8 protein-coding genes are annotated in these 12,317 nt (G+C 42.2%); 5 read left to right on the top strand and 3 right to left on the bottom strand.

Going from position 1 to position 12,317, the window contains the following annotated elements:
- The first annotated feature begins 408 nt into the window (after nt 1-408).
- Both ACTJJD_RS00145 and ACTJJD_RS00140 read left to right on the top strand, forming a co-directional pair.
- Nucleotides 409-1,800 (top strand): MFS transporter, encoded by a 1,392-nt coding sequence (locus ACTJJD_RS00145; RefSeq protein WP_007500679.1) that lies wholly within the window; start codon nt 409-411, stop codon nt 1,798-1,800.
- Between the two features lie 24 nt (nt 1,801-1,824).
- Nucleotides 1,825-3,432 (top strand): glycoside hydrolase family 43 protein, encoded by a 1,608-nt coding sequence (locus tag ACTJJD_RS00140; RefSeq protein WP_268358559.1) that lies wholly within the window; start codon nt 1,825-1,827, stop codon nt 3,430-3,432.
- A gap of 47 nt (nt 3,433-3,479) precedes the next feature.
- Here ACTJJD_RS00140 and xylR read toward each other — a convergent pair whose 3' ends face one another.
- Nucleotides 3,480-4,640: a transcriptional repressor XylR gene (gene xylR, locus ACTJJD_RS00135; protein WP_060781110.1), complete on the bottom strand. Its 1,161-nt coding sequence runs from the start codon at nt 4,638-4,640 to the stop codon at nt 3,480-3,482.
- Nucleotides 4,641-4,853: 213 nt separating this feature from the next.
- Between xylR and xylA the strand changes: the two genes are divergently transcribed.
- The 3 genes from xylA (at nt 4,854) to ACTJJD_RS00120 (ending at nt 8,499) form a co-directional block, all read left to right on the top strand.
- Nucleotides 4,854-6,191, top strand: a complete 1,338-nt coding sequence (xylA, locus tag ACTJJD_RS00130) for a xylose isomerase (RefSeq protein WP_440608009.1) — start codon at nt 4,854-4,856, stop codon at nt 6,189-6,191.
- 33 nt (nt 6,192-6,224) lie between these two features.
- Nucleotides 6,225-7,718, top strand: coding sequence for a xylulokinase (gene xylB / locus ACTJJD_RS00125; protein ID WP_440608008.1), 1,494 nt, complete (start codon nt 6,225-6,227; stop codon nt 7,716-7,718).
- Between the two features lie 94 nt (nt 7,719-7,812).
- Nucleotides 7,813-8,499: a glycoside hydrolase family 11 protein gene (locus tag ACTJJD_RS00120; protein WP_007500674.1), complete on the top strand. Its 687-nt coding sequence runs from the start codon at nt 7,813-7,815 to the stop codon at nt 8,497-8,499.
- A gap of 46 nt (nt 8,500-8,545) precedes the next feature.
- On the opposite strand, the gene ACTJJD_RS00115 is transcribed toward ACTJJD_RS00120, so the two are convergent.
- Nucleotides 8,546-10,585: a molybdopterin oxidoreductase family protein gene (locus tag ACTJJD_RS00115; protein ID WP_440608007.1), complete on the bottom strand. Its 2,040-nt coding sequence runs from the start codon at nt 10,583-10,585 to the stop codon at nt 8,546-8,548.
- A gap of 118 nt (nt 10,586-10,703) precedes the next feature.
- Nucleotides 10,704-11,900: a cytochrome P450 gene (locus tag ACTJJD_RS00110; protein WP_440608006.1), complete on the bottom strand. Its 1,197-nt coding sequence runs from the start codon at nt 11,898-11,900 to the stop codon at nt 10,704-10,706.
- Between the last annotated feature and the right edge of the window lie 417 nt (nt 11,901-12,317).

Below are 12,317 nucleotides of genomic sequence, written 5' to 3'. Positions count from 1 at the left end.
CACAATTCAGCTCATCGCTTGATTAATATAGCATGGGATTGGTATGAATGCAACCATTATTTGAGTTCTCTTTGTTTTTGGAAGATAAAAAGAAGGTTCATCTCCTCATATCATAGAAAAAATGACAAGAAATCAATTATTTGGATTATTTTTTCAAAAAATATTGAAAAGTCAGATCATATTTTATAAAATGAATTCATCTTAGTTTGTTTAATCGATAAACTAAGATGGCGATCATCTATTGTTTAAAGCACATGATTTGCTGCTATGTGGGCTAAGCTGAAAGAAAGAGCTGTTCAGCTTCATTTTTACAACGAATTGAAAGCGCTTTATTTTCGACCTATTGATTGCTGCTGCCCTGCACCATCTGTCCGTTAGAAGAGGCTAAGTGAAGAAGGGAGAAAACTCATGGTGAGTGAGAATTTAAAGAAGATTCGTATGTCTGAAAAAGTGGGGTATGCTTCAGGAGATTTCGCATGTAATTTAATTTATGCAACTGTCTCTACGTATCTATTATTTTTTTATACGGATGTGTATGGATTATCAGCAGCAGCAGCAGGGACGATGTTTTTGGTGGTTCGGGCCATCGATGCGCTTGCAGATCCGTTTATTGGGGCGATGGTTGACCGAACGAACAGCCGTTTTGGCCGGTTTAGACCTTATTTGTTATTTGGTGCGTTACCTTTTGCCGTTCTTGCCATTCTTTGTTTTACGACACCGGATTTTTCCGAAATGGGAAAACTCATTTATGCGTACATCACGTATGTTGGTTTATCGCTTACATACACGTTCATCAATGTTCCTTATGGTGCTTTAACTTCCGCAATGACAAGAAATAACCAAGAGGTCGTCAGTATTACGTCTGTTCGTATGCTTTTTGCAAATCTCGGTGGTTTAGTTGTTGCTTTTTTTGTTCCGTTTCTTGCGACGTTTTTGAGTGATACAACAGGAAATACAGCACTTGGCTGGCAGATCACGATGGCATTTCTCGGCGTACTTGGGGGCGGATTACTGATTTTCTGTTTTAAAAGTACGAATGAGCGCGTCACGCTTCAAAAGCCAGAGGAAAAGATCAAGTTCAGTGATCTCTTTGTCCAGTTACGAGTGAATCGTCCGCTTGTTGTGTTAAGCATTTTCTTTATCATTATCTTTGGTGTGAACTCGATCAGCAACTCAGTCGGGATCTATTATGTGACGTATAACCTCGGCAGAGAGGATTTAGTGAAGTGGTACGGCCTGATTGGCAGTCTGCCAGCTTTAATGGTGTTGCCGTTTATCCCTAAGCTACACAAGTTGTTAGGAAAGAAAAAGCTGCTGAATTATTCATTATTGCTGAATATTGTAGGCCTTCTTGCCTTACTTGTGATCCCGCCGAGTCAAATCACTTTAATACTTATTTTCAGGCTCGTTGCGGCTGCAGGGAGTATTACAGCAGGTGCTTACATGTGGGCACTCATTCCTGAAACCGTTGAATATGGCGAATATAAAACAGGGAAAAGAATGGGTGGACTGATCTACGCAGTGATTGGCTTCTTCTTTAAATTTGGGATGGCCTTAGGCGGCATCGTTCCAGGGCTTGTCCTTGACCGATTTGGTTATATTGCAAATCAAGTGCAAACACCAGAAGCTTTACTGGGCATTTTAATCACGACAACGGTGATTCCTGTATGCTTACTCATTTTAGCGATGGTTGATATTAATTTTTATAACCTAGATGAAGAAAAACATAAAAAAGTCATACGAGAGCTTGAGAATAGAGACAAGGTGTATATCGATCATATGGACGACTTTAAAATGTAGCTCTCTGAAAGAGGAGGAAATTCAATGAACATTACCAATCCAGTGCTCAAAGGGTTTAACCCTGACCCAAGTATTTGCCGTGCGGGAGAGGACTATTACATGGCGGTTTCTACATTTGAATGGTTCCCGGGGGTGCAAATTTATCACTCAAAGGATCTCGTCCACTGGCGGCTCGCCGCGCGTCCCTTGCAAAAAATTTCTCAACTCGATATGAAAGGAAATCCTGATTCCGGCGGGGTTTGGGCGCCGTGTTTAAGTTATGCGGATGGTCAGTTTTGGCTCATCTATTCAGATATTAAAGTAGTAGATGGTCCGTTTAAGGATGGTCATAATTATTTGGTCACAGCTGATGCAGTAGATGGCGAGTGGAGCGATCCGGTTCGACTCAATAGTTCTGGGTTTGATCCTTCCTTGTTCCATGATCCAAGCGGAAAGAAATACGTGTTGAATATGCTGTGGGACCATCGAGAAAAACATCATTCTTTTGCAGGTATAGCCTTACAGGAATATAGTGTATCTGAAAAAAAACTGGTCGGTGAACGGAAGGTCATTTTTAAAGGCACGCCAATCAAACTGACAGAAGCCCCGCATCTTTATTACATCAATGATGTCTATTATTTATTAACAGCTGAAGGGGGAACACGTTACGAACATGCAGCCACAATCGCCCGTTCCTCGCGTATTGATGGGCCGTATGAGGTTCATCCTGACAACCCAATTTTAACGGCTTTTCACGCGCCTAGCCATCCACTACAAAAATGCGGGCATGCTTCCATTGTACAAACGCATACAAATGAATGGTATTTGGCTCATCTGACTGGCCGTCCAATTCATTCAAGTAAGGAATCCATTTTTCAGCAAAGAGGCTGGTGTCCTTTAGGAAGAGAGACAGCCATACAAAAGCTTGAATGGAAAGATGGCTGGCCGTATGTGGTAGGCGGAAAAGAAGGGATGCTAGAGGTTGAAGCGCCTGCGATGAGCGTAAAAGAGTTCTCTCCAACCTATCACATAGTCGATGAATTTAAAGATTCATCGTTAAATAGACATTTCCAAACTTTAAGAATCCCATTTACGGATCAGATTGGTTCAGTGACAGAAAACCCACATCATTTAAGGCTGTATGGGCAGGAATCTTTAACGTCTAAATTTACCCAAGCGTTTGTTGCGAGGCGCTGGCAAAGCTTTTATTTTGAAGCAGAGACAGCGGTTTCCTTCTTTCCGAAAAACTTTCAGCAAGCGGCAGGTCTTGTGAATTATTATAATACGGAAAATTGGACTGCACTTCAGGTGACTTATGACGAGGCGCTTGGCCGTATCCTTGAATTATCTGTGTGTGAAAATCTGGCCTTTTCTCAGCCGCTAATCAAAAAAATTATCATCCCAGACGAGATTCCGTATGTGTATTTAAAAGTGACCGTTCAGAGAGAGACGTACACGTATTCTTATTCTTTAGATCAACAAGAGTGGGAAAAAATAGATGTACCGCTTGAATCGACCCATTTGTCAGATGATTTTATTCGAGGAGGGGGGTTCTTTACAGGGGCTTTTGTTGGAATGCAGTGCCAAGACACAAGCGGCGAGCGTCTGCCTGCCGATTTTAAGTATTTTCGATACGAAGAAACAACTGAATAAAAAAAAGACAACACTCTAAAGGCTGTCTCTCTTTAACATGTATTCCATTATGGTGAAGGCGTGACATCACGCAAAAAAGCTTCAGTGACAAGAGATGTCATCCCTAAGGCTGGTGCGTTTTGTCCTAATGACGAAGGGAGCAGCTCCACCCGTGAGCTGAATTGTGCATCCATTCTAGAGGATACTTCATCTTGAATGACACTTAGAACGGTCTGCTCAGATTCAATGACCTTGTTTCGTAAAATAACGGCTTGTGGGTTGAAGGTATGCAGAACGTTTGTGAGACCTACCCCAATGTAAAAGCCAAAGTTACGCAAGGCATTGAGTGTTTTCATATCATTTAACTTCGCCAGCCGCTCAATATCTTGATAGGTGAATGGCTGACCATCTGTTTGGAGCGATTGGAACAGTGCCTTCTCAGATGCATACAGTTCCCAGCAACCACGATTTCCGCAGCTACATGTCGGTCCATTAAAGTCGATCGTCATATGTCCCATTTCACCAGAAAAACCGTTTGTGCCTCTATATAAATGATGATTGATAATGATGCCTATTCCAATACCAGTGCCGATACTTGCATAGATCAGATGGTCATAATGTTTAGCAGCACCAAAGATTTTTTCACCGTACGCACCGGCATTTGCTTCATTCTCGATAAAAACCGGTACTTGGAATGTGTCTTGGAGACTTGTTTTTAGATCGACATTTTTCCATTTTGAATGAGGCGTAAACACAATTTGTTCATCTGCATCGACCAGACCTGGTATACAAATCCCAATACCTATTAGCCCGTATGGGGAAGAAGGGATATGTGAACGTAACTGCTGAATCAATTCAATTAAAATACGGACGGTCACTTCAGGTGTGCTGGATGGGAGCTTGAGCTGCTCATCATGAATCATCGACCCTTCAAGGTCTGTTAAAATGCCGTTGACATAATCAACACCGACATCAATGCCGATAGAGTAACCTGCACGTTTATTAAACATGAGAAGCACGGGTCTTCTTCCGCCGCTAGATTCGCCTTGACCGATTTCATAAACAAGATGTTCTTTCATTAATGTACTCACTTGAGAAGAAACGGTCGATTTATTTAACCCAGTGCGTTCAGATAATTTTGCTCTGGAAATTGGTGCATGGTGAAGAATTTCGTTTAGCAATAGCTTTTGATTTATTTTTTTCACAAAGTTCTGATCCGCAATATCCATTGTATCCACTCCATTTGTTTCGTCTTTAGATTAAGTGAAGAAAAGCCATTTTTTGTCATGTTTATTCTCTATAAAACATGCTTTTCACTTTATTATAACGAAAATATTTCTAAAAAACTAAAAAATATGGAAAATTCAAAGAGATTAGTTGGTCAACTTGTTCATTTGTTTGTTGAATCAACTTACTAAGTGAATATATAGGGGGAATCACTTATGGTCAAATCAAATATGACTTCGTTAAGTAGTTTACAAGGGATTGGCAACATTCAATATGAAGGAAAACATTCAAAGAACCCATTCGCATTTAAATATTATGATCCGAGCGAAATGATTGGCGGAAAGACAATGAAAGACCACCTGCGATTTTCCGTCGCTTATTGGCATACACTTACTGCTGATGGAACAGACATGTTTGGAACTGGCACGATGAAAAGAGCTTGGGATTCTTATAGTGGAATGGATTTGGCGAAAGCTAGATTGGAAGTGGCTTTTCAGCTCTTTGATCTATTGGATGTTCCGTATTTTTCATTCCATGACCGTGATATTGCACCAGAGGGCGACACGCTCCAAGAGACCAATCAGCAGTTAGACATCATCATAGAAAGAATGAAAGATTACATGCAGCAAAGCGGGGTTCGGCTTCTATGGAACACGGCTAATATGTTTAAGCATCCAAGATTTGTTCACGGTGCAGCGACATCCTGTCATGCAGATGTATTTGCCTATGCAGCTGCACAAGTGAAAAAGGGCATCGAAACAGCAAAGGAACTCGGCGCAGAAAATTATGTTTTCTGGGGAGGACGAGAAGGTTACGACACACTGCTGAATACAGATATGAAAAGAGAGCTTGACCATTTGGCGACCTTTTTGCATATGGCGGTCGATTATGCAAAAGAAATTGGATTTACAGGTCAATTTTTAATTGAGCCAAAGCCGAAGGAACCGACAACTCATCAATATGATACGGATGCAGCGACATCGATCGCCTTTTTAAAACAATATGGATTGGATACACACTTTAAATTAAATATCGAGGCCAATCATGCGACATTAGCGGGTCATACGTTTGAGCATGAGCTGCGTGTAGCAAGAATTCATGGACTGCTCGGTTCCGTTGATGCCAACCAAGGAAACTCCCTTCTAGGATGGGACACCGATGAATTCCCAACGGATTTATATGCCACAACACTCGCCATGTATGAAATTTTGCAAAATGGCGGACTTGGAACAGGCGGTCTCAATTTTGATGCAAAAGTCAGAAGAGCCTCCTTTGAACTGGAAGATCTTCTGTATGCTCATATTGCGGGGATGGATGCATTCGCAAAAGGGCTGCGGGTGGCTCATAGACTCATAGAAGACCGTGTGTTTGAAGATGTGGTCAAGCACAGGTACCGCAGTTTTTCTGAAGGAATTGGACGGGAGATTTCAGAAGGAAAGGCGAACTTTCATACATTAGAAGAATATGCACTGAAACATCCGCTCATCAGAAACGAATCTGGCAGAGAGGAACAGCTGAAAGCCAGATTAAATCAATATTTGTTAGAAGATTAATGGAGCGGGCGGATGTTTTGAAGGAGTGAACACATGAAGTATGTGATGGGAATTGATCTTGGAACGAGCGGAGTTAAAGCGATATTAGTAGATGAGAGCGGGAAGGTATGCTGCGAGACGACTAAATCTTACCGCCTCATTCAAAGCAAACCAGGTTATTGTGAGCAAAATCCTGAAGACTGGGTAGAGCAGACGATGGCCGCGATGACAGAACTTATGGAGAGAAAGCCTGTTCAGTCAAGGCAAGTAGAAGGCATCAGTTTTTCTGGACAAATGCACGGACTTGTTTTATTGGATGAATCCCTTCAAGTGCTTAGGCCTGCCATCTTGTGGAATGACACAAGAACAACACCGCAATGCGTGCGCATGACAGAAAAGCTAGGAGGCAGGCTGCAAGCGATCACAAAAAATCAGGCATTAGAAGGATTTACACTGCCAAAGTTGTTATGGGTAAAGGAACATGAACCAGAAATTGATCAACGAATCCATTTGTTTTTACTTCCAAAAGATTATGTCAGATATCGATTAACCGGTGCTATTCATATGGACTATTCTGATGCGGCTGGTACGTTACTGTTGGATATGGGAGAACAAACATGGAGTGAGGAGATTTGTCAAAGCTTTGATATTCCGATTCGTATTTGCCCGCCACTCGTTTCATCGGAGGCGGAGGTTGGAACACTCTTGCCGCAGATCGCAAAGGAAACCGGGATGACAGAAGAGGCGAAGGTTTTTGCGGGTGGAGCGGATAATGCTTGCGGTGCCATTGGTGCCGGCATTTTATCATCAGGTCACACACTATGCAGCATTGGCACATCAGGTGTCATTCTTTCCTATGAAGAAAATCATAACAGAGAGCTGAATGGAAACTTGCATTTATTCCATCATGCCAAAAAAGACGCTTTTTATACAATGGGAGTCACTTTATCAGCAGGTTATAGCCTCGATTGGATTAAATCTTTACTTGCTCCAAATGATTCGTTTAAAGCCCTTTTAGCCGGAGCGAAGGATATAGCGCCTGGCGCAAATGGATTGCTGTTTACGCCATATTTAGTTGGGGAAAGAACGCCTCATGCAGATTCAGTCATTCGTGGAAGCTTCATTGGATTAGACAGCCGGCATGAAAAAGCGCATATGGTTAGAGCTGTGCTCGAAGGAATCACTTTTTCATTAAATGAATCGATCGCTTTATTCAGGCAGGCCGGAAAAAGAATCGATGCTATTGTGTCCATTGGTGGAGGTGCGAGAAGTCATACATGGCTTCAAATGCAGGCAGACATTTTTCAAGCTAAGGTGATTCAGCTGGAAAATGAGCAAGGGCCTGCGTTAGGTGCAGCGATGCTTGCAGCAGTTGGATGCGGCTGGTACCAGTCACTTGAGGCGTGCGCGGATGAGTTTATCCATCAAGCGGCAATATTTACACCAAATCAACAGCATGTCGATGTATATGATCATCTCTTTCGTTTGTATCAAAGCATTTATACAAACACAAGAGACATTCATGCGGGTCTAGCACAGTATCGATAATCTAGTAGTGAGTGGGGGCATGAAAGGAGGTGATGAATTCGTTTCATCTTAGAGATGACAGAATCAAAAGGATGAAAAAGGAGAGGAATGGAAAATGAATTTGAGAAAATTAAGACTGTTGTTTGTGATGTGTATTGGACTGACGCTTATACTGACGGCTGTACCAGCCCATGCGAGAACCATTACGAATAATGAAATGGGTAACCATAGCGGGTACGATTATGAACTATGGAAGGACTACGGAAACACTTCGATGACACTCAATAACGGCGGGGCATTTAGTGCAGGCTGGAACAATATCGGAAATGCTTTATTTAGAAAAGGGAAAAAGTTTGATTCCACTAGAACTCACCATCAGCTTGGCAACATCTCCATCAATTACAACGCAAGTTTTAACCCAGGCGGGAATTCCTATCTATGTGTCTATGGCTGGACACAATCTCCATTAGCAGAATACTACATTGTTGATTCATGGGGCACGTATCGTCCAACAGGAGCGTATAAAGGATCATTTTATGCTGATGGAGGCACATATGACATTTATGAAACAACCCGTGTCAATCAGCCTTCCATTATCGGGATTGCGACCTTCAAGCAATATTGGAGTGTACGTCAAACCAAACGTACAAGCGGAACGGTCTCCGTCAGTGCGCATTTTAGAAAATGGGAAAGCTTAGGGATGCCAATGGGGAAAATGTATGAAACGGCATTTACTGTAGAAGGCTACCAAAGCAGCGGAAGTGCAAATGTGATGACCAATCAGCTGTTTATTGGCAACTAAAAAAGTCAAAGAAAAGAGCCGGGAGCAAAACGCCTGGCTCTTTCTATCATAATTTTTCAACTTCGACTCTGCCGGAAAAGAACGTCGCACCACCGCCCATATCTGCCAAACGATCAGGTGTGAGGCCATTCACCAAATGTTTTTTGCCTTTTTGGTCTGCCCATAATCCCTGGCTGACAACAACGCCAGATAACACATTTTGTCCGACTGACACGATGAGCTCGCATTCTCCTCGATCATTCAGCACACGAACCATGTCCCCATCTTCAATCTGTCTTTCTTTTGCATCTTGTTCATTCATATGAAGCTTCGGATATTTCTCAAGCTTTTGATGCTTCTCATGAAGAGAGAAGGTGGAATTAAGAAAATTATGGTTTGGTCCCGGTATAAACGTCAGTGGATAATCACTTTCCTTGAATAAAGGTACATAGGTTGGAAGGGCTGGATATCCATCTTTTTTCATTTGTTCAGAGTAAAGCTCAATTTTCCCGCTTGGGGTAGGGAGCTTTAAATCTTCGAAAGGCCCTCGTTTTGCTTTGATCCACTTTTTCTCTTTTAACGCTTGATATGAAATGTTTTCATAATGCGGATTTTCAGGATGATGAAGAGCTTGTTCCATTAGTTCCGCATCTGTGTCTTTAAAGGCTTCATCTTCAAAGCCCATCGCATGAGCCAAAAGACGAAACACTTCTGTGTTTGATTTGCTTTCTCCATAACGTTCTATAACAGGTTCTTGAATTTGAATGTAATGATGCCAGTAAGAAGTATAAAAATCCTCATTTTCAAAGGCAGAGGTCGCTGGCAGAACAATATCCGCATAAGTGGCTGTCTCTGTCATGAACAAGTCATGGACAACCGTAAATAAGTCTTCCCGCATTAAACCGTCTCTTACTTTATTTGCTTCAGGTGTCACAACAGCCGGGTTGCAAGAGTAGACAAAAAGAGAATCAATAGAAGGTTCTGCGTTCGTTAGCACGCTGCCTAGCTGATTCATATTAAATGTTCTAGGCTCGCGTTCCTTTAATAATTCCGGCCGCTGAAGAGCGATTTCATTATAACTAAGAAAAGAAGAGTTCGATTTCATCGCACCGCCGCCTTTGTGCAACCATTGACCGGTGAGGGCGGGGAGGCAGGAGATGGTTCGAATACTCATACCGCCATTATCGTGATGCTGTAGCCCATTGCCAATACGAATGAGAGACGGCGATGTCTCTGCGTACATTCTCGCAAGTGTGATGATGTCTTCTTTCGGGACACCCGTGATCTGTTCAACCGTTTCTGGATCGTACTGCTTCACATGCTCGCGAAGTTCATTGTGACCGACCGTGTAAGTCTCTAAAAATGACGTATCTGTGAGGTCTTCTTTAAAAAGGACATGCATGATCCCAAGAGCTAGCGCACTGTCAGTGCCAGGGCGAAGCGGAACGAACCAATCTGCCATCCGGCCCGTTTGGTTTTTGTGTACATCAATGACGACAATTTTAGCCCCTTGCTTTCGAGCTTTTTGTGCCAACGTGATTTGATGCATATTGGTTGAAACCGCATTGATGCCCCAAAAGATAAATAGTTTCGTATGAATGGTCTCTTCTGGGTCTGTCCCGATGCTTGCGCCCATTGTATATTTATAGCCAGTTGTTCCGGCTGACTGACAAATGGTTCGGTCTAGCTGACTTGAGCCAAGTCGATAGAAAAAGCGGCGGTCCATTCCTTCTGCATTGAGATTCCCCATATTCCCATAGAAGCTGTAAGGCAAAATGCTTTCTGGTCCTTTTTCTTCGATCAGCTTTGTCCATTTTTGACGAATGGTTTCAATCGCTTCTTCCCACGTAATTGGAGCAAACTGCCGGTCACCTTTTTGACCTACACGTTTTAATGGTGTTGTCAGACGTTTTTCATCATATAAACGAGCTGTGACATTCCGCACTTTATTGCAAATGTTTCCTTGAGTGACTGGATGATCTGGATCTCCTTGAACTTTAACGATCTTTCCGTTCTCTTTATGTATTAAAAGACCGCACTGATCAGGGCAATCTAACGAACAAACTGATTTGAATATTCCGTCTTTCATTGCTGTGTAATCGGTCATACGTTTAGCTTCCTTTCCGAATTCCGTGATCACTGTACATATGGATTTTATTTTAGCATGTTCAGACGAGGAAGGTAAGGATAAGCATATGAAAAAAAGCCCCTAATGAAAGGGACTTTTAAAAACGGGTGACCTGCACAGGGAATTCTTTGACCCCAAACACAAACGTGCTTTGAATCGGTTTCAGCTGATCTGCCGCACAGGTGATTTCTCGAAACGTACGGAGTAAAACCTCAAGTGCTAGATGAGCCTCAAGCCGGGCGAGAGGGGCACCAAGACAAAAATGGATGCCGAAGCCAAAGCTCAAATGCGGATTTGATTTTCTGTCAAGACGAAACGTATCTGGATCGTCAAACTTCCGTTCATCACGATTCGCAGATGCCACCCAGCTGATAAGATAGTCTCCTTTTTCAATGTGAGAACCGGCAATCTGAACATCCTCTGCTGCAACTCGCCCAATCGCTTGAACAGGCGGATAATAGCGTAGCGTTTCTTCTGTCAATTGAGGAATGAGAGACAGGTCTTGCCGCACTGATTCGGCGATATGCGGCTGCTCTGTTAAAAGTCGTACGGCATTTGTGATTAAATTCGTTGTTGTTTCATTACCAGCAACGAGTAAGAGTATACAAAAGCCAAGCAGTTCATTTTCTGATAAACGCTCACCGTCAATTTCCGCTTGGATGAGAAGAGAGATTAAATCATCGGCTGGCATTTCTTTTCGTTTTTGGATCAAATGAGCAAAGTACTCTGACAGCTCTTTTTCTGCTTGTTTTTGCATGTCGACAACGGCTTGAACAGCTTCTTTTGAATCATCTTTGGCTCCTGCAACTAGAGCATCTGAATGTTTTTTGATCAGCTCTCTGTCTTTCACTTCTGCACCGAGAAGCTCGGCGATGATCATGACAGGTAGGGGAGCGGCAAGATCTTGCACAATATCGAAGGTCCGTTGATCCTTTACTTGATGTAATAGATCATGGGTCAAGTCTTTGATCTTTTCTTCTATTTGTTTGATCGCTTTTGGCGTGAAGGCTTTATTGACGAGTGCTCTCATTTTGGTATGTTTTGGAGGGTCCATTGTTAAAATACTCGTTTTAGATGTACTTCTTCCTCGCTGTGATGAAAACACTTTTGGCTGCTTCAGAACGGACTGAATATCAGCATATCGAAAGAGATCCCAGCACTTTCTCGTTTCATCGTATCGAATATCACCCTGCGATCGTAATTCATTGTAGATAGGGAATGGGAAAAGAAGGTCATCTGTAGATCGGATTTCTTTCATTGGGATGACATTGACGTAATTTTCTTTTACTTTCATTATGAACGCTCCTTTTTCTCTTGTTTCCCTTTCACGGTATCACCACAAAAAACGCATTTCAACGGACATGTTTTCTAAAATATGTCAATAGTCTAATCGAAAGATTCAAACACATTCATCCTATAGGAAAATAGAAAGTCATCAAAATGATAACGCTTTCTAAAAACTAGAATTGAAGTCACCGAAACCAAAAATAAAATGGTGAATTCAGTCGAACTAAAGGGTACTATGATTCAAATCTGTATAGTTCTTTTGATCTAAATTGATGATTTTAAAAAACACGGCTAACATACATACCGCAAGCTGTTCAGCGTGTATTCGGGACTTTTGAAAAGCGCTGGCTCTTTCTTGACACGATTTCTCATCATGTTACGATAACTAACGTGCGAAAAACACGAACAAAAAGCGAACAAGGGA

The organism is Bacillus sp. 22446 (assembly GCF_052044955.1).
Taxonomy (GTDB): Bacteria; Bacillota; Bacilli; order Bacillales; family Bacillaceae; genus Bacillus; species Bacillus altitudinis.
The sequence above is the reverse complement of the archived record's forward strand: the minus strand, read 5'-3'. Positions and strand labels throughout refer to the sequence as shown.

Coding starts and splice junctions, on each gene's coding strand:
- ACTJJD_RS00140 (WP_268358559.1), top strand. CDS start 1,825: ATGAACATTACCAATCCAGTGCTCAAAGGGTTTAACCCTGACCCAAGT.
- ACTJJD_RS00115 (WP_440608007.1), bottom strand. CDS start 10,585: ATGACCGATTACACAGCAATGAAAGACGGAATATTCAAATCAGTTTGT.
- xylA (WP_440608009.1), top strand. CDS start 4,854: ATGGTCAAATCAAATATGACTTCGTTAAGTAGTTTACAAGGGATTGGC.
- xylB (WP_440608008.1), top strand. CDS start 6,225: ATGAAGTATGTGATGGGAATTGATCTTGGAACGAGCGGAGTTAAAGCG.
- xylR (WP_060781110.1), bottom strand. CDS start 4,640: ATGGATATTGCGGATCAGAACTTTGTGAAAAAAATAAATCAAAAGCTA.
- ACTJJD_RS00145 (WP_007500679.1), top strand. CDS start 409: ATGGTGAGTGAGAATTTAAAGAAGATTCGTATGTCTGAAAAAGTGGGG.
- ACTJJD_RS00110 (WP_440608006.1), bottom strand. CDS start 11,900: ATGAAAGTAAAAGAAAATTACGTCAATGTCATCCCAATGAAAGAAATC.
- ACTJJD_RS00120 (WP_007500674.1), top strand. CDS start 7,813: ATGAATTTGAGAAAATTAAGACTGTTGTTTGTGATGTGTATTGGACTG.